Source organism: Streptosporangium sp. NPDC048886, assembly GCF_055586905.1.
Genome location: NZ_JBVJHH010000051.1, coordinates 1 through 25,916 on the forward strand (window position 1 = coordinate 1; position 25,916 = coordinate 25,916).

The 25,916-nt window shown below is 72.5% G+C and carries 22 protein-coding genes; 10 read left to right on the forward strand and 12 right to left on the reverse strand.

Features of this window, described 5'->3' with window-relative positions; all coding sequences use genetic code 11:
* The 5 genes from ACZ6R6_RS41800 to ACZ6R6_RS41820 all read right to left on the reverse strand — a co-directional run.
* Positions 1–1,999 (reverse strand): M4 family metallopeptidase (locus ACZ6R6_RS41800; RefSeq protein ID WP_470102477.1); only part of this gene is annotated, 1,999 nt, incomplete at its 3' end.
* Positions 2,000–2,137: 138 nt separating this feature from the next.
* Entirely contained in the window at positions 2,138–3,100 is a 963-nt protein-coding gene (locus ACZ6R6_RS41805; protein ID WP_470102478.1) for a LysR family transcriptional regulator, read from the reverse strand.
* A gap of 57 nt (positions 3,101–3,157) precedes the next feature.
* The gene (locus tag ACZ6R6_RS41810) at positions 3,158–3,706 is read right to left on the reverse strand and encodes a hypothetical protein (protein ID WP_470102479.1); all 549 of its coding nucleotides are present in this window, start codon (positions 3,704–3,706) and stop codon (positions 3,158–3,160) included.
* Between the two features lie 12 nt (positions 3,707–3,718).
* Complete coding sequence (locus ACZ6R6_RS41815) at positions 3,719–4,708, reverse strand: ankyrin repeat domain-containing protein (protein ID WP_470102480.1); 990 nt, start codon at positions 4,706–4,708, stop codon at positions 3,719–3,721.
* A gap of 29 nt (positions 4,709–4,737) precedes the next feature.
* Positions 4,738–5,409 (reverse strand): endonuclease V, encoded by a 672-nt coding sequence (locus ACZ6R6_RS41820; protein ID WP_306874807.1) that lies wholly within the window; start codon positions 5,407–5,409, stop codon positions 4,738–4,740.
* A 26-nt stretch (positions 5,410–5,435) separates the two neighbouring features.
* On the opposite strand from ACZ6R6_RS41820, the gene ACZ6R6_RS41825 reads away from it, so the two are divergent.
* The 3 genes from ACZ6R6_RS41825 (at position 5,436) to ACZ6R6_RS41835 (ending at position 7,841) form a co-directional block, all read left to right on the forward strand.
* Complete coding sequence (locus ACZ6R6_RS41825) at positions 5,436–6,161, forward strand: MOSC domain-containing protein (RefSeq protein WP_470102481.1); 726 nt, start codon at positions 5,436–5,438, stop codon at positions 6,159–6,161.
* Between the two features lie 140 nt (positions 6,162–6,301).
* A complete protein-coding gene (locus ACZ6R6_RS41830) occupies positions 6,302–6,601 on the forward strand; it encodes an MTH1187 family thiamine-binding protein (protein ID WP_470102482.1) in 300 nt (99 codons plus the stop codon).
* Positions 6,602–6,722: 121 nt separating this feature from the next.
* On the forward strand, positions 6,723–7,841 hold the full coding sequence (locus tag ACZ6R6_RS41835; protein WP_470102483.1) for an MBL fold metallo-hydrolase: 1,119 nt from the start codon (positions 6,723–6,725) through the stop codon (positions 7,839–7,841).
* A gap of 119 nt (positions 7,842–7,960) precedes the next feature.
* Here the strand turns inward: ACZ6R6_RS41835 and ACZ6R6_RS41840 are convergent, their stop codons facing one another.
* Positions 7,961–8,611, reverse strand: coding sequence for a nucleotidyltransferase domain-containing protein (locus tag ACZ6R6_RS41840; protein WP_470102484.1), 651 nt, complete (start codon positions 8,609–8,611; stop codon positions 7,961–7,963).
* A gap of 315 nt (positions 8,612–8,926) precedes the next feature.
* Here ACZ6R6_RS41840 and ACZ6R6_RS41845 point away from each other — a divergent pair, with 315 nt between their 5' ends.
* The 5 genes from ACZ6R6_RS41845 (at position 8,927) to ACZ6R6_RS41865 (ending at position 15,951) form a co-directional block, all read left to right on the forward strand.
* On the forward strand, positions 8,927–10,639 hold the full coding sequence (locus ACZ6R6_RS41845; RefSeq protein ID WP_470102485.1) for a glycosyltransferase family 2 protein: 1,713 nt from the start codon (positions 8,927–8,929) through the stop codon (positions 10,637–10,639).
* Positions 10,636–12,651 carry a radical copper oxidase GlxA gene (gene glxA, locus ACZ6R6_RS41850; protein WP_470102486.1) on the forward strand — a complete coding sequence of 672 codons (2,016 nt, stop codon included), beginning with the start codon at positions 10,636–10,638 and terminating at the stop codon, positions 12,649–12,651. The genes ACZ6R6_RS41845 and glxA overlap by 4 nt, the downstream gene beginning before the upstream one ends.
* Entirely contained in the window at positions 12,648–13,613 is a 966-nt protein-coding gene (locus tag ACZ6R6_RS41855; protein ID WP_470102487.1) for a glycoside hydrolase family 6 protein, read from the forward strand. Before glxA ends, ACZ6R6_RS41855 begins: the two co-directional genes overlap by 4 nt.
* Positions 13,614–13,715: 102 nt before the next feature.
* Entirely contained in the window at positions 13,716–15,671 is a 1,956-nt protein-coding gene (locus tag ACZ6R6_RS41860) for a Xaa-Pro dipeptidyl-peptidase (RefSeq protein WP_470102488.1), read from the forward strand.
* A 109-nt stretch (positions 15,672–15,780) separates the two neighbouring features.
* Positions 15,781–15,951, forward strand: coding sequence for a hypothetical protein (locus ACZ6R6_RS41865; protein ID WP_470102489.1), 171 nt, complete (start codon positions 15,781–15,783; stop codon positions 15,949–15,951).
* 61 nt (positions 15,952–16,012) lie between these two features.
* On the opposite strand, the gene ACZ6R6_RS41870 is transcribed toward ACZ6R6_RS41865, so the two are convergent.
* The 4 genes from ACZ6R6_RS41870 to ACZ6R6_RS41885 form a co-directional block, all read right to left on the reverse strand.
* Complete coding sequence (locus ACZ6R6_RS41870; RefSeq protein ID WP_470102490.1) at positions 16,013–17,539, reverse strand: ABC transporter ATP-binding protein; 1,527 nt, start codon at positions 17,537–17,539, stop codon at positions 16,013–16,015.
* Positions 17,536–18,396: an ABC transporter permease gene (locus ACZ6R6_RS41875; RefSeq protein WP_470102491.1), complete on the reverse strand. Its 861-nt coding sequence runs from the start codon at positions 18,394–18,396 to the stop codon at positions 17,536–17,538. Before ACZ6R6_RS41875 ends, ACZ6R6_RS41870 begins: the two co-directional genes overlap by 4 nt.
* An 83-nt stretch (positions 18,397–18,479) precedes the next feature.
* On the reverse strand, positions 18,480–19,421 hold the full coding sequence (locus ACZ6R6_RS41880) for an ABC transporter permease (RefSeq protein WP_470102492.1): 942 nt from the start codon (positions 19,419–19,421) through the stop codon (positions 18,480–18,482).
* The gene (locus ACZ6R6_RS41885; RefSeq protein WP_470102493.1) at positions 19,406–20,980 is read right to left on the reverse strand and encodes an ABC transporter substrate-binding protein; all 1,575 of its coding nucleotides are present in this window, start codon (positions 20,978–20,980) and stop codon (positions 19,406–19,408) included. The genes ACZ6R6_RS41880 and ACZ6R6_RS41885 overlap by 16 nt, the downstream gene beginning before the upstream one ends.
* Positions 20,981–21,061: 81 nt before the next feature.
* Between ACZ6R6_RS41885 and ACZ6R6_RS41890 the strand changes: the two genes are divergently transcribed.
* Complete coding sequence (locus ACZ6R6_RS41890) at positions 21,062–22,396, forward strand: MATE family efflux transporter (protein WP_470102494.1); 1,335 nt, start codon at positions 21,062–21,064, stop codon at positions 22,394–22,396.
* A 135-nt stretch (positions 22,397–22,531) separates the two neighbouring features.
* Here ACZ6R6_RS41890 and ACZ6R6_RS41895 read toward each other — a convergent pair whose 3' ends face one another.
* Complete coding sequence (locus ACZ6R6_RS41895) at positions 22,532–22,948, reverse strand: DUF2795 domain-containing protein (RefSeq protein WP_470102495.1); 417 nt, start codon at positions 22,946–22,948, stop codon at positions 22,532–22,534.
* A 159-nt stretch (positions 22,949–23,107) separates the two neighbouring features.
* Between ACZ6R6_RS41895 and ACZ6R6_RS41900 the strand changes: the two genes are divergently transcribed.
* On the forward strand, positions 23,108–24,481 hold the full coding sequence (locus ACZ6R6_RS41900) for an NADP-dependent succinic semialdehyde dehydrogenase (RefSeq protein ID WP_470102496.1): 1,374 nt from the start codon (positions 23,108–23,110) through the stop codon (positions 24,479–24,481).
* A gap of 88 nt (positions 24,482–24,569) precedes the next feature.
* Here the strand turns inward: ACZ6R6_RS41900 and ACZ6R6_RS41905 are convergent, their stop codons facing one another.
* The gene (locus ACZ6R6_RS41905; RefSeq protein WP_470102497.1) at positions 24,570–25,880 is read right to left on the reverse strand and encodes an aminotransferase class I/II-fold pyridoxal phosphate-dependent enzyme; all 1,311 of its coding nucleotides are present in this window, start codon (positions 25,878–25,880) and stop codon (positions 24,570–24,572) included.
* Between the last annotated feature and the right edge of the window lie 36 nt (positions 25,881–25,916).

A 25,916-nucleotide genomic window follows, 5' to 3' on the forward strand; every position in this document is an offset into this window, starting at 1 on the left:
TCGACTGCAGCTGGTTCAGGTGTGCGCTCACGTTGGCCACCGGGATGTCCGGTGCTCCGGTCGGCGGGTTGCCGGTGCCGACGGTCAGCGAGTAGCTCGCCGTCTTGTCCGCGTCGGCGCCGTCGGCGATGACCGTCACCGAGGAGGTGCCGGCCGGGGTGCTCCCCGAGGTGGCCAGCGTCAGCGTCGACGTCTGGCCGGCCGTGATGGTGGCCGGGTTGAAGGACGCGGTCGCGCCCGCGGGCAGGCCGGAGGCCCGCAGCGCGATGGACTGGGCGCTGCCGCCGGTCACCGCGGTCCGCACGGTGGTGGTGACGGACTGGCCGGCCTGCGCGCTGCCCGAGGTCGGGCTGAGCGAGAGCGAGAAGTCGTTGCCGGGCGGGTTCACCGTGCAGGTCGGCTCGCCGCTCTGCGCCGGGACGTTGACGGCGGTCCAGGCGGCCTTGGTCGCGTTGATCTCGACGCAGCTGTTGGGGAAGAGCTGCTTGGCCGCGGCCACGGTGGTCGAGCGGGCCTTGGCGTGCGTCCACGGGGTGGTCTTGCTGTTCAGGCCGGACATGAAGATCTGGCCGGCCTTCTGGATGCCGATGCCGGTCAGGCTGGACGGGCCGGAGCAGACCGGGCTGGAGGGCTTGCCGCCGCCCGGGTTGGTGCCCTCGGCCAGCAGGTAGAACCAGTGGTTCTGCGGGCCGGCCGCCGCGTGCACCTCGGTGTTGGGGATGGAGGAGCTGTAGCAGTTCGGGTCGCCGTTGGTGGAGGGGTTGTACATGTAGCGGATCGGCCCCTGGCCGACCAGGTTGACCTCCTCGCCGACCTGGTAGTCCGGCGGGTCGGAGGCGTTGGCCGCGAAGTGCTCGGTCAGCGCGCCGAAGATGTCGCCGGTCGACTCGTTCAGGCCGCCGGCCTCGTTGCCGCTGCCCGCGCCGCCGGAGCCGGAGAACTGGAAGATCGCGTGGCCGTACTCGTGGCCGACCACGTCCATCGGGGTGGCCTGCTGGGTGTTGGCCTGGTTGCGGCCGAAGTTGGTGTAGGAGCCGTTCCAGTAGGCGTTGACGTCGGTCAGGCCGACGCGGGCGGGGAAGGCGCCGCCGGAGCCGTTGAAGCCGTTGCGGCCCAGCCAGTCGCGCAGCATGTTCCACTCCTGCTGGGCGGCGTACAGCGCGTCCACGCAGGCGGTCTCCAGGTTGGTGCCCTGGCCGTTGCCCCAGGAGTCGTCGGTGCCGGTGTAGGCCGAGCCGTTCTGGCCGCCGCAGCGCAGCCCCGGCCGGGTGGTGTCGGTCATCGAGTAGGAGCCGCCGGAGCCGGAGGTCTGGATGGTCACCGGGTTGCCGTTGTAGAAGCTGTTGCCGGTGCCGGCGCGGACGTCGTCGTAGGAGTCCACGACCGACCCGTCGAGGGCGTCCACGAAGACGTGCAGCACGCTCGGCGCCTGCGCGGTGGCGCCGGTGACGACCACCTCCCAGGCGAGCTTGGCCTGCTTGCCGGCCGCGTGCACGACCAGCCGGGGGGTGCTCACGCTCTCCACGGTCGCCAGCCTGCCGCGGGCGGTGACGGCCGCCGCGGCGGCGTCGATCTTGCTCTTGACGCCCACCTTGATCTCGGCGCGCTGGCCCGAGGCCACGGAGCCGACCTCCTGGCCCGTCCTGTCGGTGGTGACGACCACGTCACCGCCGTAGACGGGCAGCCCGCGGTGGGTCCGCGAGTAGGTCAGGTACTGCAGGCCGCGGGTCCCCGCGACGGTGTTCGTCAGCGTGAACTCGTCCTGAGCTCCCTTGAACAGGGCCTCGGACCTGGCGGCGAGGGCGCCGTCGGCGCTGGAGATCGCGCGCTTGCGTGATTCGGGATCTGGCGGCGCGAACGCCGGTGGATCCAGGGATATGGTGCGGGCGGCGGTGCCCGCGGGGGCTGTGGCGGCGCCGGCGGCGCTCACCACCGAGGTCGCGGTCATGGCGACGGCAGCCAGTGCGGCGACGGCGCCCAGTCTGACCTTGGGATTCACGCGGGGTGACTCCTCTCGGTGTCCCTTGGGGGGTTAGAGGGATGCAAGGAGCCCTGACGGTTTGGGCTGGACTAAAGCTGACACCGTGACTGCGGGGCGAGTACCCCACGAAATTGCATAACTTCGCGATATAGGCGGCTACACAGGTGGTGAGAGCGGTAGATGGCGCCTCAGCCATGACGCGTAGACGGGGGCCCGCCGTACCTCGGCCCAGTAGGACTTGGTGACCGCCTGGACCAGGTCGGGACCGTGCCGGGCGACCGGCCCGTGCTCGGTCCACCCGATCATGTGGCGGAAGCGCAGTGGGGTCCCGGCGAGCGGCCGGATGACGATCCCCGGGTAACCCTTGCTGGTCGCCTGGAACATGCCCACGCACCGGGCGGAGGAGATGAGGTCGATGGCGAGACTGAGGTCGGCGGAGTAGGCGATCTTCGGGGCGAAGCCCTGCCGGGCGCAGGCGGCCCAGAAGTGCTCGCGGTGCCCGGACTCGGCCAGCGCGTGCAGGCTCCAGTCCTCGTCGGCGAGGTCCCGCAGTTCGATCTCCTCCCGCTGGGCGAGCGGGTGGGATACGGCCAGCCCGACGAAGATCGGCTCTACGGCCACGCCCGCGTAGACCACGCCGGGGGGCGGCGAGAGCTCGTGCCCCGGATAGTCGCCGAGGGTGGCGAGTTCCAGTCGCTCGGACTCCAGTAGGCCGGGCAGCAGGTCCATTGCCTCTTCGGTGCGGACGGTGATGTCGGCGCCGGCCAGCAGTTCGTTAAGGCATTTAATAACGTTTATCGCTAGATGGCTGGACATACAGCCCAGCCGAATCCGGAGTTTCTCCGCGGTCTGCTCGGCATAGCGCATGCCGTCCCGCCGCAGCTCGTCGAAGGCGGGCAGCAGTGACCGAGCCCTGATCAGCACCCATGTGCCGAGCTGCGTGGGCTGCGCCCCCTGCCGGCCCCGCTCGAACAGTGGCCCGCCGAACATCCGCTCGATGCGGCGCAGCTGCGTGGCGAGTGCGGGCTGCGACATCTTGAGTGCGGTTGCCGCCTTGGAAATGCTGCCCGAATCGGCGATCGCACAGATTGCTCGTAAATGACGCACTTCTAGGTCCACACCGGAAGGTTAATAGTAAAGAATCTTTCCGGTAAGACCCAAGTTTCCGGACGTCCCTCACCCGGTGGCGTGCTGCCAGTAGGGGTCGCGGTAGAGCACGACGGTGGTGCCGCGGAGCAGCTCGTCCGGAGCGGAGACCAGGACCAGCTCGCCCGCGGCTTCGAGCTGGCGCAGGACGTCGCGTACGCGGGGGCCCACGGGCAGGCGGCCGACCGGCAGTCCGAGGGCGGCGCGGACCGTGTCGGCGACCCGGGAGAGCTGGAACGGCTCGGTGAAGGGGGCGATCAGTGTGCGGACGAGGTCGACGGTGATCATGGCCTCGGCCTCGACGTAGGCGAGCTCCCAGGTGAGCTGTGCCTTGCGGCGGCCGGTCCCGGCGCAGGCCGTGCACTCCTGGGAGAAGCCCGGCACGATCTCCTCGGTGGTCGAGCCCAGGCACGTGGTGCACTGGTTGGTCTCCGCCGCGTGCGACTCCGCGGCCTCCCGGTCGGCCAGATGCTTGCCGCACAGGCACAGGTAGAGACGGAATCCGCCGCGGACCAGGGTGAGATCGTCGGCGTCGTCGGGGATCTCTTCCCACAGCGCGGTGATCGTGTGCTTTCTCATGGTTGTGCGACTCTATCCATCCTGGCCGCCGCCGCGCAGTTCGACCGGGACCAGCCGCATCGGAGCGCTCCACAGCCACTCCTCGGTGACGTAGGTGGCGGTCAGGAGTGTCATCAGGGCCAGGATGCGCTCCATGGAGGTCGAGGGGTGCGCGCCGCAGTCGCCGAAACGGCACATCCACAGCTCGAACAGGCTGTCCTCGCTCAGCTGGTCGTAGACCGAGGGGCGGGCGACGCAGAAGCCGTCCCGCCAGATGTCGACCGAGGTGCCGGCGAGCGGGAAGGCGCCGGCCAGGACCCCGCCGCCGGTGGTGGCCAGCCGGGCGACGCCGTCGTGGACCGGCAGGACGCCCTCGGTCTGGATGAGCGCCACCCCGCCCCCGGGCGGGGTGGCGACCCGCAGGAGCTCGACGGGCGAGGCGTGCTCGGCCTCCCGGAGCGCGCCGGCCGCCACCGGCGGGCAGCGCCCGGGGTCGGCCCCCAGGCGGCGGATGACCTCGTCCTCCTCCACCCCGCCGACGAAGGCGATGCAGAACCCCTCGCTGTAGTCCTCGTAGGAGAACATCATCTCGTCGACGGTGTCCTGGAGCTCGCGGAGCCGCGGGCTGACGCGGGGGGCTCCCGGGAGGGGGACGAACAGGTCCGCGAGGTCGGTGAAGAGAGCCTGGAGACCGGCGGAGCGCCCGGCGATACACGGCCGCCAGGGGTCGGCGCCCGCGGCGAGCAGGAGCCGGACGGCCTCGTCCTGGCCGTGGCGCACGGCCTCCCACAGCGGGGTGGCGCCGTAGCTGTCGGCGGGATCCACCTCGGCACCCGAGGCCAGGAGCAGCTCGATCACCTTGACCGCCCCCTCCTGGGCGGCCTGGTGCAGGGGCGTCGAGCGGAGCCAGAACAGCCGCTGGCCGGGGTCGAACCCGTCGGCAAGCCGTTCCCGGATCTCCGCCAGGTTGGTGTCACTCCAGGCGCCCGTGCCGCCGACCCACTCGTTGTCGCTCACAGTCATCCCAATCTTGTTGTGCTGAGTGGATCAAATCAGTCGAAGGTGACATTTTCGATCAAAGCCATACGTGACAGCCGGTCGGAGACACGAGTCGTCTCCGGGAGGCGGTAGTGAGGGGTCAGGGCGAGGACGTTGTGGCAGGCCGTGTCGAGGTCGACGCGGTGGCCGACGGAGACGAAGACCGGTTTGACGCCGTGCCGGGTGCGGAGCACACGGCCGACGACGTCGCCGTCCAGGGTCAGATCGGTCCACGAGCCCCGCTCGGGCGCGGGGTCGGGATAGGAGCCGACGAAGGCGGTCTTGCCCACGCCGATCGTGGGCAGGCCGGTCAGCACGCCCAGATGGCAGGCCAGGCCGAAGCGGCGGGGATGGGCCAGGCCGTACCCGTCGCAGACGATCAGGTCGGGGGCGGCGGTCAGGCGTCCGAGGGCTTCGAGGAGGGCGGGGACCTCCCGGAAGGCCAGCAGGCCGGGGACGTAGTCGAAGGCCACCCTTCCGCCGACGGTCACCTGCTCGACGACCTCCAGCGTGGCCCCGTCCAGTACGGCCACCGCCGCCGCGAGCCGTTGCCCGTCGTAGGCCACGTCCACCCCCGCCACCCTGGCCGGCCGGCGGGGGCCCGGTCCTGTCAGGTCGAGCAGTGGCCGGAGCTCGTCCTGGATCGCCTCGGCTTCCTGGATGGTGCGGGGAGTTTGTGCCTTCATATACACATGATCGCTATTTTTAGAGTATGACGACACATAGCGGGAGTTTGCGGCGTTTGCTGAGGTGGCCGGTGAAGTCGCTGCGGGGCGAGGAGCTCAAGGAGGCGCTGCTGGACCACCGGGGGGTGGCCGGCGACCGGGCCTACGCGCTGATCGACGGGCGGGACAACCACGACGGCAAGGTCCTGACCGTGCGGCAGCGCCCGGAGATGCTCCACTGGCGCGCCGCCTACGGGGCGGACGACGCACCGGAACTGACCGCTCCGGACGGGACCGTCTGGCGGTGGCACGATCCCGGGACGGCCGGCGAGCTGGCCCGCTCGCTCGGGACGCCGCTGCGCCTGCGCGCGGCGGACGGGCAGCAGGACCGGGGACTGACCGTGCTGGTCACGTTCGAGGCCTCCCTCGCGGCGCTGGAGAAGGAGCTCGACGCCCCGGTCGACCTGCTCAGGTTCCGCCCCAACCTGCACCTCGGACTGGACGCGCCCGCTTTCGCCGAGGAGAGCTGGGGGGCCGGTACCACGATCACCGTGGGCGAGGCCGAGCTCGCGGTGACCGGTGCCCACACGGGCCCGTGCATCCGCTGCGCCGTGCCCAGCTGGGATCCCGACGGCCGGCAGCGCTGGCCCGGGCTGCAGAAATGGTTGATCGGGGAGCACGAGAACAAGTTCGGCATGATCATGCGGGTGACCCGGCCCGGGGTCGTCCGGCCCGGCGACCCGGCGGCCGTCAGCGCGCGGCCCGGCTCCTGACCCGGGGCCGTCCGGCGCGGGAGCCGAGCGGCCCGGCCCGGCTGACCCGGCCCGCCGCCGCCCGCCCGCGTGCCGGGGCTCCGGGGAAACTAGGGTGCGGTGAGCGGAGAGCTTCGGAGATTCGGAGAAAGGGGCCGGACATGTCGGTTCTCGTGGCGTTCAGCGTGACCCCCGTCGGAGTGGGGGAGGACGTCGGCGAGCTCGTCGCCGAGGCGGTGCGGGTGGTGCGTGCCTCGGGGCTGCCGAACCGTACGGATGCGATGTTCACCACGGTCGAGGGAGACGACTGGGATCAGGTGATGAGCGTCGTCAAGGACGCGGTGGCGGCGGTCGAGGCGCGGTGCGGGCGGGTCAGCCTCGTGTTGAAGGCCGACCTGCGCGCCGGTCAGGGCGGCCGGCTGGAGTCCAAGGTGGCCACCGTCGAGCGGCATCTGGCGTAGCCGCCGTGGGGGAGCCCGCTCCGGCGCGTGGCCCCGGAAGCCCGGCGGTCCACGGGCGGAGGAGGCCGGCGGATCGTGATTAATCTGCGCGGATCATCCGACTTTGAAGGAGTATTGCGGGATGGCGGGTAAAAGATCGGCGGGACGTCTTCTCGCGGGCGGGCTGGCGCTGGCCGCACTGGGATGGGCGGTGCGGGAGATCCCGGCGGAGCTGGGCGGCCGGGCCGCGGGGGAGCGGCTGGCCCGGATGCGGCGCTCCCCCCGATTCCGTGACGGCGTCTTCCACAACACCGTGCCCGGCTCGTACACACCGCCGGTGGGCAGCCTCCCGGAGACGCTCCGGGAGATGATCCTCAACCGCGACGGCCGCCGGCCCGTCGGGCCGGTCCCGCTGGTGACCTCCCCGGTCACCCCGCCGTCGGCGGCCGGGCTGAGCGTCGTCTGGTACGGCCACGCCACCACGCTGGTGGAGATCGAGGGGCGGCGCGTGCTGTTCGACCCCGTGTGGAGCGGGCGCGCCTCGCCCTCGCGGCTGGTCGGCCCGCGGCGGCTGCACCCGCTGCCGGTCCCGCTGGCCGACCTCCCGGCGCTCGACGCGATCGTGATCTCCCACGACCACTACGACCACCTCGACCGGGCCACGGTCCGCGCGCTCACCGCCCTGCAGGGCGCGCCCTTCCTGGTCCCCCTGGGCATCGGCGCCCATCTGGAGCGCTGGGGCGTGCCCGCCTCGCGGATCGTCGAGCTCGACTGGGAGGAGGAGGCGAGCGTCGCGGGCCTGCGGTTCGTCGCCACCGCCGCCCGGCACTTCTCCGGACGCGCCTTCACCCGCAACGTCACCCTCTGGGGCTCCTGGGTGGTCGCCGGGCGGGCCAAGCGGGTCTTCTACGCGGGAGACTCCGGCTACTTCGACGGATACGCGGGCATCGGCGCCGCCCACGGCCCCTTCGACCTCACCCTCATGCCGATCGGCGCATACAGCCCCGCCTGGCCCGACATCCACATGGACCCGGAGGAGGCGGTCAACGCCCACCTCGACCTGGGCGGCCGGCTGTTCCTGCCGGTCCACTGGGGGACCTTCACCCTCGCCCCCCACCCGTGGGCCGAGCCCGTCGACCGCCTGTGGCGCGAGGCGAAGGCCCGCGACGTCCGCCTCGCGGTCCCCCGGCCGGGAGACCGGGTCGACGTCGACGACGTGCCCTTGGTGGACAGCTGGTGGGAGCTGTTCGGCGCCCCGTGAGCGGGCGCCCGTGAGCGATCGCGCGGCCTCATCCCCGACCGGCCTGTCCCGGCCGCGCGACGCCTCCCGGGGATGAGGCCGCGGGGCTCACCCCGCCCGCCAGGCGGGCGGGGTGAGGGTCAGAGGGCCGCCTTTCTCGTGGCCGCCAGATAGTCGTCGACGCGCCGCCGGTCCGGTTCGGCCGGCAGCGCGTCGGCGTCCTCCAGGCTCGCGGCCAGTTCCGTGCGCCATCTCTGGACCTCGGCCCAGGAGACCTCGCCCCGCCGTACGGCCAGCAGCCGGTCGCGGTGCTCGTCCATCCGGACCAGCGGCTCGCCGTGGCGGGCCAGGTGCAGGCTGCTGATCAGCAGCCGGATCATGTGCATGGCCTGCTTCCACCTGGGGCGCTCGGGGTCCAGGCGGCGGAACTGGGCCTCGGCGTACCCGGCGAAGCTCTGGCGGGCGCGCCTGGACACGAAGGCGCGCCGGAGCGCGAGCAGGTCCGCCCCGGCGGGGGAGACGTGCTCGACGATCGGTGACCACAGGCACTCCAGGACCGTCGGGTTGGCCTCCAGCGCGAGGCCGCAGAACCGCTCGACCTCCCAGGAGAACTGCTCCGGCAGCGGCCCCTCGACGTGCGTGGGCGGCTTGGCCAGCCGCCAGAACAGCGGGGTCGGCGCCACGAAGACCCCGCGCCGGTCGACGTCGGAGTCCTCGGTCTCCAGCCCGTAGGCGCGGGAGCCGACCACGACCGACAGGACCAGGTGATCGGGGACGAACCGTACTTCCATCCATCAAGCGTGCCAGTCCGGCCCCGCCCCGGACACGGATTTTCAGGTGCCCGGTTTAGGGCGATAGTTCGGTTGATTAGGGCTTGTCCATATTTGTACTGGGATGATTTGGTTGAAAGCTAAACCAAGTCCTCACGAAGTGGTCCCAGGCTGTGGAAGTGGGTGAGATCCGGCGCACTGCTCCCAATATGATGTTTCACGGTTTACCGATCTACGAGCCGGCCTTGACCGTATCTTTGCGCGGGGTGGCCGGGGTGATCCACCTGGGGGGACAGTGCTGGTCTTCGTCGTGCGTGTTGTGAGGTCACCGGGCCCATGAGTTCACCAGCCGACAGCACGAAGATCACCCTCTACGACTACGAACGGTTCAGCCAGCTCGCCGGGCCCATGACCGAACCGGAGCCGGGCCGGCCCTACCGCGTCCAGTACCGTTCCATGCTCGCCAGCGAGCCGCACCGCGTGCGGGCGGTGCTGCTGATGGTCGCCGCGCTCGTCGTGGAGTTCACCATGATGGCCTGGCTGCTGCTGCCCGACCACTGGACGGTGCGGGTCGACCCCTACGGCATGCTCCCGTGGTACATCCCGGTCGCCGACAAGGTCATGCTCGTGGCGATCGCGCTGATCGAGATCTTCCGCCTGGTCAGCGTGGTCTCCAACGTGCACGCCATGCTGGCGGCCAGGGACCCGGTCCCGGTCCCGCCCGAGCGCGGCAGCCGGGTGGCCTTCATCACCACCTGCGTGCCCGGCAAGGAACCGCTGGAGATGGTCCGGGAGACCCTGTCGGCCGCCCTGCAGATCCGCCATGACGGCGTGCTCGACGTGTGGCTGCTGGACGAGGGCGACGACCCCGACATCCGCGAGCTCTGCGACTGGCTGGGCGCCCGCCACTTCAGCCGCAAGGGCGTGCCCGAGTGGAACCAGCCCAAGGGCGCCTTCCGGGCCAAGACCAAGCACGGCAACTACAACAGCTGGCTGTCGGCCCACGGCGACGACTACGACTTCTTCGTCTCCGTCGACACCGACCACGTGCCGCTGCCGGAGTTCTGTGAGCGCATGCTCGGATACTTCCGCGACCCGCGGGTGGCCTTCGTGGTCGGCCCCCAGGTCTACGGCAACTACACCGCCGGGGTCACCAAGGCCGCCGAGAGCCAGCAGTTCCTCTTCCACTCCCTGATCCAGCGCGCCGGCAACCTGTACGGGGCGCCGATGTTCGTCGGCACCAACAACGCCGTGCGGATCCGGGCGCTCAAGCAGATCGGCGGCCTGTACGACTCGATCACCGAGGACATGGCCACCGGCATCGAGTTCCACCGCTCCCGCGACCCGCGGACGGGGGAGCGCTGGATGTCGGTCTACACACCGGACGTGCTCGCCGTGGGCGAGGGACCGTCGTCGTGGACCGACTTCTTCAGCCAGCAGCTCCGCTGGAGCAGGGGCACCTACGAGACGCTGCTCACCCAGTTCTGGAAGGCGGCGTTCCGGCTGTCGCCCGGACGGCTGTTCAACTACAGCCTGATGGTGACGTTCTATCCGATGTCCGCGTTCAACTGGCTGCTGGCCGGGCTGAGCGCGACCCTCTTCATGGCGGTGGGCGGCTCCGGCGTGACCGTGCCCATGGACGTGTGGCTGATGCTCTACGGCGACGCGGCGCTGCTGCAGGTCATGCTCTACACCTGGAACCGGCGGCACAACGTCAGCCCGCACGAGCCGGAGGGCTCCTCCGGGGTGGCCGGGATGGTCATGTCGGCGCTGTCGGCGCCCATCTACGTGGCCTCGCTGATCGGGGCCGCGCTGCGACGGCCGAGCAAGTTCGTGGTCACCCCCAAGGGAGACTCGGCCAGCCCCGACCAGCTCGCCACCTTCCGCATCCACCTGTGGTGGGCCGTGATCTTCGGTGGTGGGCTGCTGCTCACCCTTTTCTGGACCGGGCATGTGCACCTGGTCATGACCCTGTGGGTGATTCTCGCCCTCGTGATCTGCCTGGGGCCCCTGGCGACCTGGGCGTGGACCAGCCGAGGTAACCGTTGAGCCGTCTACGCAAGAACCTGATCGCCGCCGCCGTGATCGCCGTGATCGTCGGGGTCAACCTGCCGGCCGTCGCCGGGTTCGCCTCCCGCAAGTGGCACGACTACCAGATCAACCGGGACGACTACAAGGCGCGCTACGGCCACTGGAGCTTCCTGAACGTCCCCAACGAGTTCAAGGTCAACGCCATCCACGCGGCCCTGCTGCGCACCGGCAAGGTGCTCATCGTCGCCGGATCCGGCAACAACGCCGCCAACTTCGCCAAGGGCACCTTCAAGACCGTGCTCTGGGACCCCACCAAGCCGGGACAGGCCGGCGAGTTCAAGATGATCGACACCCCGGTCGACTTCTTCTGCGCCGGCCACGTGCTGCTGCCCAACGGCAACCTCCTCATCGCCGGCGGCACGCTCCGCTTCGAGGTGCTCAAGAGCAAGGTGAAGCGGGCCGGAGGGGCCCTGGTGGTGAAGAACGAGAGCCCGCACATCCGGCGGCAGCTGCACCCCGGCACCCTGATCGCGGCCCCCAACGGGCGGCTCTACCGGACCACCGCGCACATCACGGTGCCGCCCGCCGAGAAGGTCGAGAGCGGCGTACCGGGCAAGGTCCGGATCAAGCCCAGCGAGACCAAGGTCTTCGCCGAGTCCGTGGTCGAGGGCGCGCCCGGCGTCTTCACCTCGCCGGGCGGCTACGTCAAATACGAGATCCAGGGGCTGACCGGCCGGGACAAGCGCAACCTGTACGCCATGGGCGCGAACATGACGCTGGAGAAGCAGGACTTCCAAGGCATCAAGGACGCCTACGAGTTCGATCCGATCGCCGAGCGCTACATCAAGGTCCAGGACATGGCCGAGGGCCGCTGGTACCCGACGATGACCGCGCTGCCCGACGGCAAGGTGATGACGGTCTCCGGCCTGGACACCGTGGGGCAGATCACCAGGGACAACGAGTTCTACGACCCCGCCACCCGGACCTGGATCCCCGGGCCCAAGCGTTTCTTCCCCAGCTACCCGGCGCTGTTCCTGCTGGACGACGACACCCTCTTCTTCTCCGGCATGAGCGCCGGATACGGTCCGGGCCAGCTCGCGCTCCGCCCCCCGGGCATCTGGGACTACCGCCACGACACCGACCGCCTGGTGAAGTCCCCCGGCGGCGTCGGCGGCGTGGCGCCGGACGAGATGGAGGCCTTCACCCCGGTCCCCGGGCTGCCCGAGCCCGAGCTCAACGAGACCGGCGCCTCGGTGCTGCTGCCCCCCGCCCAGGACCAGCGGATCATGGTGATGGGCGGCGGCCCGGTCGGGGAGCGCCAGCCGGGCCTGCCGAACGCCACCGCCCGGACCGCCATCATCGACCTCAAGCAGCCCGCGCCCCGCTACGTCCGGGGTCCGAACCTGTCCGACCCGGTGCGCTACCCGTCGGCGGTGCTGCTCCCCGACGACACCGTGTTCTCCTTCAACGGTTCCAGCGACTACCGCGGCCGGGGCGACAGCGACGTCCTGCGGGCCGAGGTCTACCGCCCGCAGAGCAACAGCTTCCACGAGGCCGCGGCGCCCGCGGTGGGCCGCAACTACCACGCCGAGGGGCTGCTGCTGCCCGACGGCCGGGTGCTCAGCATGGGCTCCGACCCGCTCTTCGCCGACGAGGCGGGCACGGTGCCCGGCACCTTCGACCAGCGGATCGAGATCTACACCCCGACCTACCTGCACAACGGCGAGAAGCGGCCGATGATCACCGACGGGCGGCGGATGCTGACCCTGGGCTCCCGCGCGGGGTTCAAGACCCCCGACGCCGAGCGCATCAAGGAGGTCCGGCTGATGCGGCCGAGCGCCGTCACCCACGTCACGGACGTGGAGCAGCGCTCGATCAAGGTCGACTTCACCCGGGTGCCCACCGGCATCGTCGTGACGGTCCCGACCAACCCCGCGCTGGTGCCGCCCGGCTGGTACATGATGTTCGGGGTCACCGAGAAGGGGACCCCGTCCCCGGCCCGCTGGGTCCACATCGAAGGAGCTCGATGAACAGCTACGGCCGCGCCGCCGCCGCACTCGCCCTCGCCCTCGTGACGGCGGCCTGCGGGGAGGCCCCGGCCGCTCCCGGCGCGACCGGCTTCTACGTCGACCCCGAGGGCACCGCGGTCAACGAGGTCCGCAGGCTGGAGGCGGAGGGGAAGACCGAGGACGCGGCGCTGATCCGCAGGATCGCCGACAGGCCGAACGCGATCTGGATCGGCGACCAGGAGCCGTACGCCAGGGTCGCCGACATCACCGCCAAGGCGCAGGAGGCCGGCCAGGTGCCGGTCCTGGTGGCCTACCACATCCCCGACCGCGACTGCGGCCGGTTCTCGGCGGGCGGCGCCGCGAGCGCCGACGAATACCGCTCCTGGATCGGCCGCTTCGCCGAGGGCATCGGCGACCGGCCCGCCTGGGTCGTCGTCGAACCCGACGCGATGGCCCACATCCTCGACAGCTGCACCCAGGGCGGCAGGGCGGCCGAACGCCTCGGCCTGCTCCGCGACGCGGTGCGGGCGCTGAAGAAGCAGCCCAACACCAAGGTCTACCTGGACGCCGGGAACGCCGGCTGGATCGCCGACGCCGGGGCCTGGGCCGAGCCGATGCGGCAGGCCGGGGCGACCGAGGCCGACGGCTTCGCCTTCAACGTCAGCAACTTCTTCACCACCGAGGAGAGCGTCGCCGCCGCCCAGCGCCTGTCGGACGTGCTCGGCGGGGCCCACTACGTGATCGACACCTCGCGCAACGGCAACGGCCCGCTCCACGGGGCCCAGGGCGACGACACCTGGTGCAACCCCAAGGGGCGGGCGCTGGGCGCGGAGCCGACCACCCGGACCGGGCACGAGCGGGTGGACGCCTTCCTGTGGATCAAGCGGCCGGGGGAGTCCGACGGCGACTGCCACCGTGGCGAGCCCCGGCCGGGTGAGTGGTTCTCCCACTACGCGCTGGAGCTCGTCCGAAACGCCGGGTGACCGCTTGATTCGTTACATCCTGGATCTTGCATGTGAAGATTGCCACGCAGGAGATTGACCGGAGCAGTCAGATTTTCATCGACCCTCTCGGAGTCCCCCTCGATGAACAGATGGAAGACAGTCCTCATCGCCGTGGCAGTGGCCGTACCCTCCGGCGCCCTGCCCGCCGCGGCCGCGCAACCCGCGCCCGCGCTGATCGAGAACAACGAGACCCAGCCCGTCTACTCGCGCGCCGACGCCCTGACCGAGACCGTGTTCGTCGAGGTCGCCGGGGTCGACAGCGACCGCGACGGCCGCCCGGACCGGGTGGCCGTCGACATCATGCGGCCCAAGGAGACCGCGTCCGGGCTGAAGGTCCCCGTCATCATGGAGGCCAGCCCCTACTACGCGGGCGGCAACGACGTGCCCAACCACGTCGTGGACCTCGACGGCTCCGACCCGGCGGGCATGGAGTACCGGCGCAACAAGTTCGACGACCTGCGTGATGAGATGTTCGGCCTCGACGAGAGCGGGCCCACCTCCCGCGCGGTCGCGCCGCCCTTCCGCGGCTACTACGACAACTACTTCGTCCCGCGCGGCTACGCGATCGCGCTGGTGGAGAACCTCGGCTCCGGCCGGGCGACCGGCTGCCCGACGACCGGCCTGGACAACGAGACCGCCGGGCCCAAGGCCGCCATCGACTGGCTCAACGGCCGGGCCCGCGGCTTCGACGCCTCCGGCAACGAGGTCCGGGCCGACTGGTCGACCGGGAACGTCGGCATGACCGGCGTCTCCTACAACGGGACGCTCCCCAACGCCGTCGCCGCCACCGGGGTCAGGGGGCTCAAGACGATCGTGCCGATCGCGGCCATCTCCTCCTGGTACGACTACTACCGGGCCAACGGCGCGGTGCTCGCCCCCGGCGGCTACCAGGGCGAGGACGCCGACGTGCTCGCCCGCTACGTCCTCACCCGCGAGAACGCCGAGCAGGCCTGCGGCGCGCTGGTGGACCAGATCGAGCGTGACCAGGACCGCGTCACCGGCGACTACTCCGCGTTCTGGGACGGGCGCAACTACCTCAACGATGTGAACAAGGTCCGCGCCAGCGTCTTCCTGGTCCACGGCCTCAACGACTGGAACGTCAAGACCAAGCAGGCCGTCCAGTGGTGGGACGCGCTCGCCGAGCGCGGCGTGCCGCGCAAGATCTGGCTCCACCAGGGCGCCCACTTCAACCCCTTCTCCTTCGCCCAGCGCAACGCCGAGTGGCTGCGCCAGCTCCACCACTGGTTCGACTTCCACCTGTACGGCCTGCGCAACGGCATCATGGACGAGCCGCAGGCGGATGTGGAGTCGGGTCCGGGCCAGTGGGCCCAGCACGCCTCGTGGCCGCTGCCCGGCACCGCCGACGTACGGCTGCGCCTGGCCGCCGGGGCGGACGGGCGCAACGGCACGCTGAGCCGGGAGCGCTCCGGCGGCCGCGCGGTGGAGTCCTTCACCGACCAGAACACCCGCACCGCCGAGCAGCTCGCCGAGAACGTCGTGGCCACCGACCCGAACCGGCTGGCCTACCTGTCGTCCCCGCTGGCCAAGGACGCCAGGCTCTCCGGCACCCCGAGCGTCTCGGTCAAGGCGGCCTTCGAAGGCGGGCGCTCGCCGTACCTGACGGCCCTGCTGGTCGACTACGGCACCGACACCCGCGCCTACGGCGGCGTCAGCTACGGCCCCGACCAGGTCTGCTACGGCCAGGGCGTGCCGGGCGACACCGGCTGTACCCGCCTGGCCCAGCACGTCACGGTGACCGCCCCCTACAAGATCATCACCAGGGGCTGGCTCGACGTCCGCAACCGCCACTCCGCCTCCCGGACCGACCTGCTCCGTGAGGGCCGCTTCTACGACTTCGACGTCGACCTCCAGCCCAGCGACTACGTCATCAAGGCCGGTCACCGGATCGGGGTCGTGCTCATCTCCACCGACCGCGACTTCACCCTCCGCCTGCCCGCCGGGACCACCGTCTCGGTCCAGCCCGGCGCCAGCTCGGTCGAGCTCCCCCTCGTCGGCGGCCGCTCGGCCCTCGGCTGAGCGGTGCCCGCCACCTCACCGGGGCGTCCCTGAGGGATGACCCTGGCTTGTCCCTGACTTCGCCGCCCGGCCCTGCCGCCGGGCGGCGCCGGCGAATAGCGTTGGACACATGGGACGAATTCTGTTGATCGTGGCGGCCGTGGTGCTCGCCTTCATCCTGTTCGGCTGGCTCCTGGGCATCGTCTTCACGCTGCTCAAGTGGGCTCTGATCATCGGCGTGGTCGCGGTGGTGGCCATGTTCGTGGCCAAGATGTTCCGCTCCTCCCGCGTCCGCGACTGACCGCCGGCCCGGGTCCGCGAGATCCTCGTGGACCCGCGCCGTCCGGGCCCGCCCGGCCGCCTCAGCAGGGCCTGCTCACCCGCCCCCCGGCGACCACGCACGAGAGCTCGCAGTGCCGTGCGGCCAGGGTCACGTCATGGCTGATGACGACAAGGGCGAGACCGCGTCCGCGGCGCAGCCCGTCCAGCAACTCCATGATCGACTCCGCGGTCGCCGGGTCGAGCGCGGACGTCACCTCGTCGCAGATCAGCACGTCCGGGTCGGCGGCGAGCGCGCGGGCGATGGCCACCCGCTGGCGCTGGCCGCCGGAGAGCTCGTGCGGCAGGCGCCGGGCGGCCCCGGCCGGCAGGCCGACGTCCTCCAGCAGCCGGCCGACCCGCGCGGCGCCGCTCTCGGGGCGCCGGTGGAGCCGCAGGGGGCGGGCGATCGCCTCGCCGACCGTGCGGACCGGGTTGAGGGTGCCCAGCTGGTCCTGCGGGACGAGCTGGATCCGGCGGCACTGCTCGCGGTCACGCCGGGCGGCCCGCAGCGGGAGCGGGCGGCCGTCGAGCTCGACGGCGCCCTCCGCCTGGGAGTGCAGCCCGCTGAGGACCCGGGCCAGGGTGGTCTTGCCCGAGCCGGAGATCCCGCTCACCGCCAGTGCGGCGCCCGGGCGCAGGTCGAGGTCCACCCCGGACAGGATCGTCCGTGACCCCGCCCACGCCGACAGACCCCGCACGGTGAGCAGCGGCGGCCCCTCCGGGGACGTCCCGCGGCGCGGGGAGGGCATGGCGCGGGGCCGCCGGGGCGCGCCGAACTCCACCACCTCGTCGGCGATCCTGGCCACCAGATCCGGATCGTGGGAGGCCAGCACCACGGCCATGCCGCGCCGGTCGGCCAGCTCCCGGATCAGCTCGCCGACCTCCGCGCACAGCGCCGCGTCCAGCCCGGCCGTCGGCTCGTCCAGCAGCAGCAGGCCGGGGCGGCGGGACAGGGCGCGGGCGATGGCCAGGCGCCGCTGCTGCCCGCCGGACAGCTGGTGCGGGCGGCGGGCGAGCATCTCGCCGGTGCCGGGCAGCCGGACCTCGGTGAGGAGCCGCCGCAGGGCGTCCGGCGACGGACGCGCGGGAGAGAGCTCGCCGAGCAGCCGCCGCACCCGCATCCGGGGATTGAGGCGTGCGGCCGGATCCTGGTCCACGTAGCCGATGTGGTCACGGCGGACCGCGCGCAGCCGCACCGGATCCAGCCCGAACATGTCGTGGCCGAGCACCCGCGCCCGCCCGGAGCGCAGGACCAGGCCGCCGGGCAGGGCGCCGAGGAAGGCGCGCAGCAACGTGCTCTTGCCCGCCCCGGACGGCCCGACGAGCGCCACGACCCGTCCCCGGACGGCGGTGACGGCGGGCCCCGTCACCACGGCCGTGCCCTCGTGGTCGGCCAGCACCAGGGCGTCGAGCTCGGCGACGGTCGCGCCGGCCCGGCCGTCCGGGGAGGCCGGGCCCCGGGACCCGGGGCTGCCCGGGACCGCCCCGGCCGGCCCCGGCGGGTCCGGGAGCGGGCCGCCGGGTTCCACGACCTTCGTCGCCGGGGCGCCCGGGTCCGGGATGCTCATCGCCGATCCACCACCTGTCGTCCGGGCCGCGGCGCGAGCGCCGAGGCCGTCACCTGCACCGCGCCGGCCAGCAGGCCGATGGCCAGGCTGGGCGCGATCACCGCCCACGGGTTGAGCATGACGCCCGGGCCGTTCTCCCGGATCATCAGAGCCCAGTCGGCGGCCGGCGGCTCCGGGCCGACCTCCAGGAACGCCGCCGTGGACACCACGTAGACCGCCGCCACGAAGCGCAGGCCCAGCAGGGTCAGCAGGGTCGAGCGCAGGTTGGGCAGCACCTCGCGCCAGACCAGCCGGGGCAGCCGTTCGCCCCCCGCCGTCGCCGCCTCCACATAGCCAGACCCGGCGATCGGGGCGGCGGCCCCCGCCACGACCCGGACGGCGTACGGCAGGCCGACCGCGGTGGCCGCGGTGACCAGCGCGAGCCGGCCGCCGCCGTCCCAGGAGAGGACCACCAGCAGCACGGCGAGCACGGCCGGCAGCAGGATCATCACGTCGCAGGCCCACTCGACGGCCCGCCCGACGGCCGGGCGCAGCGCCGCGACGGTGCCGAGCGCCGCGGCGAGCAGCGTGACGAGACAGGCGACGAGGGCGGAGGTGACCAGCAGCTCGCCGCCCCCGGCCAGCAGGCGGCTCAGCACGTCCCGGCCGAGCTGGTCACCGCCCAGGGGGACGCCGGGGGCGGGAGAGGCGTAGGGGATGGCGACCGGGGTGTCGATGGGGTGAGGCGCGAGCAGCGGCCCGGCGAGTGCCAGCCCGATGACCACGATCGAGGGGACGGCCGACACCGCCGCCCGGACGCGGCGCCGCACGGGCCCCGTCCGGCCCGCCGGGGTCCCGTCCGCCGCGGTTCTGTCCACCGGGGTTCCGCCCGTGGCCGGTCCGCTCCGGCCGGATCCGCCCGGTGCCGGGTCCTCCGCCGCCGGGGCGGGCCCTCCGGGACTCATGGCCGCCGCACCGAGGTCCGGTCCCGGATCAGGTCCGAGGCGACCAGCACGGCGAGGATCACCGTTCCGGTGACCGCCACGACCCCCGCGACCAGAGGGGTGTCGCGGTCCCGCACGGCTCCGGCGAGGACCGTGCCCAGTCCCGGGTAGTTGAAGATCGTCTCCACCACCACCGCGCCGCCCAGCAGCATGCCGGCCGAGGTGGCGGCGCCCGCGGCGATGGCGGGCAGGGCGCCGGGGAGCACGTGCCACAGGAGCACCCGTGCCGGCGGGAGCCCGTCCAGGGTCGCGGCCTCGACGTGCGGGGCGGCCGCCTCGTCGGCCAGCGCGGCGCGGACGATGCGGGTGTTCCACCCGATCTGCGGCACGGCCAGCGCCAGGACGGGCAGGACGAGCATGCTCCAGGTGGCCGGGCGGCCCGTCGTGCCGGTCAGCGTGACCGCCGGGAGCAGGCCGGTCCAGAGGGCGAGGACCAGCACCAGGACGCTCGCGACCACGAACTCCGGCAGCGCCATGACGATCGTCGAGGTCCCGGAGACCGCCCGGTCGAGCCACGACAGGGGCCGCAGCGCGGCGCCGCCGCCCAGGACGAGCGCCACGGCCATGGTCAGGACCAGGGCGAGGCCGCCGAGCAGCATCGTGTTGGGGAAGTGGCGGCCGATGACCTCGGAGACCTGTTCCCCGCGTGCTGTCACGCCCAGGTCGCCGGTGGGCAGCGCGGTCATCCAGTCCGTGAAACGGCTCCAGAGCGGCCGGTCGAGCCCGAGCTCGGCCCGCCGCGCCGCGACGTCAGCCGCCGAGGCGCCCCGGTCGACCGTGGACCTGGCCGCGTCGCCCGGCAGGAACTCCACCGTCGCGAAGACCAGGGCGAGCAGCACCGCCAGCAGCGCCACCCGCCCGGCCAGGAACGCGGCGAGGCGCCTCAGGTGGCCAGCCACGCGCGCTCGAGCTGGACGCGGCCGTAGCCGGGGAGGGTGGGCAGGTCGTGGACCTTGGGGGAGGCCAGGTCCAGTCCGTCGGCCATGCCCCACAGCAGGTAGCCGGAGCGTTCGTGCTCGATCCTCTGCATCTCCTGGAGGAACGGCGCGCGCTCGGCGGTGTCGACGGTGCCGACGGCCTTGCGGTAGGCCGCGTCGAAGGCCGGGTCCTTCCAGCCGGCCTCGTTCTGGGCGGCGTCGGAGCTGAGGGTCTTGCCGGCGAAGAAGACCACCGAGTCGTTGGTGCCCCAGTAGGTGGTGTAGAGGGGGGCCTTGAGCCAGGTCCTCTCCCAGAAGACGCCCGGGTCCTGCTTGACGACCCTGACGTTCAGCCCGGCCTCGCGGACCTGGGTGGCGAACAGGGTCGCCGACTCGGCCAGGCCGGGGACGTCCTCGGTGGTGAACAGCTCGTAGGTCTGGGACAGGTCCAGGCCCGCCTGGCCGAGGAGCCGCTGGGCCTGTGCGAGGTCGCGGGCGCGCTGCGGGATGTCCTTGGCGTAGGCCGGGTCGCCGGTGCCGAGGACGTCGTTGGCGACCGCGCCGTAGCCGGACAGCACCTGCCTGACCATGGCCTCTCGGTCGACGGCCAGGCGCAGCGCCAGCCGTACGCGCTCGTCGGCGAAGGGGCCGTCGGCGGTGCGCATCACGATCGGCATGGCCATGTCGTCAGGGCGGCGCACGATGCGGACGTCGTCGCGTCCCTCGGCGGTGCGGGCGGCGACCGCGCCCACGTTGGAGGCCAGGTCGATCTGGCCGGTCAGCATGGCGTTGGCCATGGCCTGCGGCGACTCGAACATCTGGACCTCGATGGCGTCCAGCGGGACCTCGCCGCCGTGCCAGGAGTCGTTGCGGACCAGGCGGGCGCTGCCGTTCCGGAAGGACTCCAGGCGGAACGGGCCGGTGCCCGGCGCCTTGGCCACGTCCTTGGTGTCCTTCTTCAGGACGAAGGTGGTCAGCCGGAGCAGCAGCGGCAGCTCGCTGTTGGGGTAGGCGCTGGTGAGCGTCACGGCGTTGCGGCCGTCGGCCCTGATCCCGCCGGCCTCGACGCCGGGCAGGCGGGCCGTGCCGGAGGGGGTCCCGCGCAGCCTGCGCAGCGACCAGACGACGTCCTCGGCGGTGACCGGCGAGCCGTCGTGGAAGGTCGCGCCCTCGGCGATCGTGAAGCGCCACCGCTTCAGGTCGTCGCTGGGCTCCCAGGCGCTGGCCAGGCGCGGGGCCACGTTGGGAGAGGTGCCGGGGACGGTCAGCGCGTCGTGGACCAGGGCGAGGATGAGGTAGTCGCTCTCGTTGGCCTGGACGCCGTGCGGGTCGCGGGTGATCGAGGACGCCTTGCCGAGCGCGCCCACCCGCAGGACCCCGCCGCGCACGGGTCCCGCCGCCGCGGAGCCGGAGCCCGAGGGCACGGGGGTGGAGGAGGCGGGGGCGGGGGCGCCCGACGGGGCGGACCCGCACGCGGCCAGGAACAGGCCGGCTCCCACTCCCGCGCCGGTCCCGAACAGCTGCCGCCTCGTCAAACTCACGACCATCCCACTTCCGTGTCCGCAATTCAAGGTAAGGTATGCCTATCCTAAAGCTAAAGTCATGGCAAATGGGGAGTAAAGGTGTTTCACGAGAGCCGGAAGCTTGCCGCGCTTGCGCTGCCCCTGGCCCTCACCCAGCTCGCCCAAGTTGCGCTGACGACCACCGACACGGTGATGATGGGCCTGCTCGGCACCGAGGCGCTCGCCGCCGGCGGCCTGGCGATCGTGCTGTTCAACCAGCTCAGGACCATGGGCGTGGGGCTGGTGACGGGTCTGGGCAACCAGGTGGCCGCGGCGGCCGCGCGCGGCGGCCGGCGGTCGGAGCTGCGTGACCTCCTACGGGCGGGCATGGCGCTGGCCACGCTCGCCGGGGTGGCGGGCGCGCTGCTCATGGTGGGTCTGGGGCACCTGCTCGCCTGGCTCGGCCAGGACCCCCGGGTGATCGAGCTCGCCCGGCCGATGCTGCTGGCCCTCGCGCCAGGCCTGGTGCCGTGCCTGTGGTTCCAGGTGATCCGCCAGTTCACCGTCGGCATGCGACGGCCCAAGGCACTGGTGTGGATCACGGTGGCGTCCATCGCCGTGAACGCCGGCCTCAACTGGACGCTCATCCAGCTGACCGGCCTCGCCGGAGTGGGGCTGGCGACCGCGCTGGTCTATCTGCTGTCCTTCCTGGCGCTCTACGCGATCACCCGGCGGGATCCGGTGCTCGCCCCGATGCTGGCCCTGGACGCCTGGCGGGTCCGCCCCGAACGCCTGCGCGGGCTGACCCGGCTCGGCGTGCCGATCGCGGCGACCTACGGCTCCGAGGCCGGCTTCTTCTCGGTGGTCGCGCTGCTCATGGGCAGTTTCGGCGCCGCCGCGCTCGCCGCCCACACGGCCGTGAACCAGCTCGTCTACATCGTCTTCCAGGTGAGCGTCGGGCTGTCGCACGCCGCCTCGATCAGCGTCAGCGGACAGGTCGCGGTCGGCGAGTACGGCTCCGCCGCGCGGGTCGGCCGGACCGCGCTCGTCCACGGGGCCCTGACCGTGACCGTGGCCGCCGCCGTCTACCTGTTCCTGCCCGGCGCCGTCCTGCGCCCCTTCCTGGACGGCGACCCCGCGGCGCTCGCCGTGGCCGCCGACCTCCTCGTGGTGGCCGCCGTGCTGCAGTATTTCGACAGCGCCCAGAACATCGGCGTCGGCCTGCTGCGCGGCCTCGACGACACCACGTCGGGCTTCCGGATGACCCTGATCGGCTACTGGGCCGTCGGTCTGCCGGCCGCCTGGCTGCTCGGCCGCGCCGCCGGACTCGGACCGGTCGGCGCCTGGGTGGGCCTGCTGGCCGGGCTGGCCGTCACCGCGCTCCTGCTCCTGACCCGTTTCCGCCGCGCCCTCGGCGGACGCGGTGGCGCGGCCGTGCACGGCGCGGCCCGCTGACCCCTCGCCCGAGGCGGCCCTGACCCGCCGGTCCCCCGCCCTCCGGGGGCCGCGGGGCCTCACGGCGCCGGCCGCCGGGCACAGCCCGGCCCGTGCCGGGCGCGGCGGAGCCGGGTCCGGCCGGAGTGGGGCGCCTTACCAGCGGCGGCGTTCCGCGCCGAGCCCGAGGGCCCTGGCCACCTCGCCGATGTTGTGGAACTCGCCGTCGGGCAGGTCGCGCAGGCTCTCGACGATGGCGTCGGGTGCCAGCTTCGTCTCGGCGTGGGCCAGGAGCTCGTCACGGTCCGACGGCCAGTGGGCGTCGCTCAGCCACTTCGCGAGGGCGCTGCGGCGCTCGACGGCCGTCGGGGTGATCCCCTCGGGGGTGCCGGGGTCGTGTCCCGGTGGATACCTCCTGGGGGCCGCCTCCTCCTCGGGGTCGACCATCCCTCCGGGGTCGGCCCACTCCTCGGCGTGGGTGGGGCCGGTGCCGCGGACGACACCCTCGGTCTCGTGCTTCTGCTCCTCGTCGATGCGCGGGCCGTGCTTGGCGCTGCCACGTTCAGCAATCATTACCTTGACCTCCCGAAACAGGGTCGTCAGGTGTCCCGTACCCATTACCGGCGTCCCCAACATCCCCTGCGCTCCGGCCGGCCCCCACCCTCCCGGGCGGCCGTGTAAACCACCCGGAAGGGGGCACGTGGCCGGTAAAGGGTTGCCGAGGAGGTATCGATGGCGATCGCAACGGTCAACCCCGCCACAGGGGAGACGCTGAAGACCTTCGAACCGCTGAGCGAGCACGAGGTGGACGAGCGGCTCGCACTCGCCGCCGCGGAGTTCCGGACCTACCGGGCCACCGACTTCAAACAGCGGGCGGCGTGGATGCAGAGCGCCGCCGGCCTGCTGGAGTCGGAGCAGGAGGAAGTGGCCCGGCTGATGACCACCGAGATGGGCAAGACGCTGACCGCGGCCCGGAGCGAGGTGGCCAAGTGCGTGAAGGGGATGCGCTACTACGCCGAGCACGCCGAGGAGTTCCTGGCCGACGAGCCGGTGGACGCGCCCGCCGTGTCCGCGCGGCGGGCGTACGCGCGCTACCAGCCGCTGGGGCCGGTGCTCGCGGTGATGCCGTGGAACTTCCCCCTGTGGCAGGCGGTCCGGTTCGCCGCGCCGGCGCTGATGGCCGGCAACGTGGGGCTGCTCAAACACGCCTCGAACGTGCCGCAGACCGCGCTCTACCTGGGCGGGCTGTTCACCAGGGCGGGCTTCCCCCCGGGCTGCTTCCAGACCCTGCTGATCGGGTCCGGGCAGGTCGAGGCGGTGCTGCGGGACCGCAGAGTGGTGGCGGCCACGCTGACCGGCTCCGAGCCGGCCGGCCGGTCGGTGGCCTCGATCGCGGGGAGCGAGGTCAAGAAGACCGTCCTGGAGCTGGGCGGCTCGGACCCCTACGTCGTGATGCCGTCCGCCGACCTCGACGCCGCCGCCGCCACCGCGGTCACCGCGCGGGTGCAGAACAACGGCCAGTCGTGCATCGCCGCCAAGCGGTTCATCGTGCACACCGAGGTGTACGACGACTTCACCGCCCGGTTCGTGGCGCGGATGGAGGCGCTCCAGGTGGGGGACCCGATGGACGAGTCGACCGATGTGGGGCCGCTCGCCACCCGGCAGGGACGCGACGACGTGGAGAAGCTCGTGGCCGACGCGGCCGGGCGCGGCGCGCGGGTGCTGTGCGGGGGGTGGAGCCCGGATCTGCCCGGCTGGTTCTACCAGCCGACCGTGATCGCCGACATCACCCCGGAGATGAGGCTGTTCGACGAGGAGGTGTTCGGCCCGGTGGCCTCGCTGTACCGGGCCGGTGACATCGACGAGGCCCTCGCCCTGGCCAACGCCACCTCCTTCGGGCTCGGCGCCAACGCCTGGACCACCGACCCCGTCGAGCAGGAGCGCTTCGTCACCGAGCTGGAGGCCGGTCTGGTCTTCGTCAACGGCATGGTCACCTCTTACCCCGAGCTGCCCTTCGGCGGGGTCGGGAACTCCGGGTACGGCCGGGAGCTGTCGGCGCACGGCATCCGCGAGTTCTGCAACCTCAAGGCCGTCTGGATCGGCTGAGCCGCCGACCGGCCCGGGGAGGGCGGAGCTTTACGGACCGGCCCGCCAGGGGGCGGGGCCCCAGGGGGTCAAGCGGGCCGGTCCGAGATCAGGGGGCGGTGGAGCGGCGCAGGGCGACGGTGTCCTGGAGGACCTTGACCGGGTCGTGGCCGTCGATCAGCAGGCGGCGCATCAGCGCCGCGATCTCGCGCATGGTCTCCGTGCCGAGGCCGCGGCGGGTCACCTCCTGGGTGCCGATCCGCAGGCCCCGCATGGGCTCGCCGGGCACCTGGTCGGGCAGGCCGATGCCGCTGAGGTAGACGCCGCCCTCGGCCAGCAGCCGGGCCGCGTCGTCCCCGCCGCCGAACGCGGCGGCGTCCACCGCCACGTGGTGGGAGGCGGTCCAGCCCAGGTGGGAGGCCGCGACGGTGAAACCCTCGCCCTCCAGCGCCGCGGCCAGCGCCTTGGCGTTGGCGATGCAGCGGTCGGCGTAGGCGGGGCCGCCGACGGCGTGCTCGGCGGCGGCGACGGCCAGCGGGGCCAGCCGGGAGGCGTCGTAGTTCGCGGTCAGGCCGGGGTAGGCGGCCGTGGACACCCGGTGCGCGAGCTCCTCCTCGCGGGTCACGATGGCCGCGCCGGGCGGACCGCCGAAGGACTTGTAGGTCGACATGGTCACCACGTGCGCGCCCTCGTCAAGCGGCCGCTGGAACCGCCGGCCCGCGATCAGGCCGGCCATGTGCGAGGCGTCGTAGACCAGGACCGCGCCCACCTCGTCGCAGGCCGCCCGGACCCGTCCGACGTCGTGCGGGAAGAGCATCAGGCTGGCGCCGACCACCACCAGCGCCGGCCGCTGCTCCCGCAGGAACGCCGGCAGCGCGTCGTAGTCGATGTCGAAGCGCCCGGCGTCGTAGGGCAGGTCGACCACCCGCAGCCCCCGGACCCCGGCCGCGCCCTGGGAGTGGTGGCTGGCATGACCCCCGGCGGCCTCCGGCAGCACCGCGACCGTGTCGCCCGGCCGGGCGAAGGCGGTGTAGCAGGCGAGGTTGGCCATCGTCGCGCTCTGCAGCCTGACCTCGGCGAACTCGCCGCCCATCAGCGCCGCGACCTGGAGCGGGGCGAGAACCTCCAGCACGTCCAGCTCATCCAGGCCGGTCTGGAACTTCTCCCCGGGCCAGCCCATGGACGGGCGGCTGCCCAGCGAGATCTCGTGGGCGGCACGGGCCCGCTCGCTCATCGTGTTAGTGCCCGCGTACAGGACGATCCCGTCCTCGTCGAGGCGGCCCCGATGCTCGGCCAGCACCGCGTCGACCAGGCGGCTGACGTCGTGAAGGCCCAGGCCGTCCAGCTCCGACTCCAGCTCCACCAGGCGCCGCTGCGCCCGGGGTGATGCCCAGGGGGCGACTCGGCTGCGCGCTTCCACGGCGGCTCCTTCCGGAAGGGGATTGATGCGACGGTA

Bases quoted from the DNA above. Each gene is read 5' to 3' on its own strand.
- ACZ6R6_RS41810 (WP_470102479.1), bottom strand. From the start codon at position 3,706: ATGAGAAAGCACACGATCACCGCGCTGTGGGAAGAGATCCCCGACGAC.
- ACZ6R6_RS41815 (WP_470102480.1), bottom strand. From the start codon at position 4,708: ATGACTGTGAGCGACAACGAGTGGGTCGGCGGCACGGGCGCCTGGAGT.
- ACZ6R6_RS41820 (WP_306874807.1), bottom strand. From the start codon at position 5,409: ATGAAGGCACAAACTCCCCGCACCATCCAGGAAGCCGAGGCGATCCAG.
- ACZ6R6_RS41825 (WP_470102481.1), top strand. From the start codon at position 5,436: ATGACGACACATAGCGGGAGTTTGCGGCGTTTGCTGAGGTGGCCGGTG.
- ACZ6R6_RS41830 (WP_470102482.1), top strand. From the start codon at position 6,302: ATGTCGGTTCTCGTGGCGTTCAGCGTGACCCCCGTCGGAGTGGGGGAG.
- ACZ6R6_RS41835 (WP_470102483.1), top strand. From the start codon at position 6,723: ATGGCGGGTAAAAGATCGGCGGGACGTCTTCTCGCGGGCGGGCTGGCG.
- ACZ6R6_RS41840 (WP_470102484.1), bottom strand. From the start codon at position 8,611: ATGGAAGTACGGTTCGTCCCCGATCACCTGGTCCTGTCGGTCGTGGTC.
- ACZ6R6_RS41845 (WP_470102485.1), top strand. From the start codon at position 8,927: ATGAGTTCACCAGCCGACAGCACGAAGATCACCCTCTACGACTACGAA.
- ACZ6R6_RS41855 (WP_470102487.1), top strand. From the start codon at position 12,648: ATGAACAGCTACGGCCGCGCCGCCGCCGCACTCGCCCTCGCCCTCGTG.
- ACZ6R6_RS41860 (WP_470102488.1), top strand. From the start codon at position 13,716: ATGAACAGATGGAAGACAGTCCTCATCGCCGTGGCAGTGGCCGTACCC.
- ACZ6R6_RS41865 (WP_470102489.1), top strand. From the start codon at position 15,781: ATGGGACGAATTCTGTTGATCGTGGCGGCCGTGGTGCTCGCCTTCATC.
- ACZ6R6_RS41870 (WP_470102490.1), bottom strand. From the start codon at position 17,539: ATGAGCATCCCGGACCCGGGCGCCCCGGCGACGAAGGTCGTGGAACCC.
- ACZ6R6_RS41895 (WP_470102495.1), bottom strand. From the start codon at position 22,948: ATGATTGCTGAACGTGGCAGCGCCAAGCACGGCCCGCGCATCGACGAG.
- ACZ6R6_RS41900 (WP_470102496.1), top strand. From the start codon at position 23,108: ATGGCGATCGCAACGGTCAACCCCGCCACAGGGGAGACGCTGAAGACC.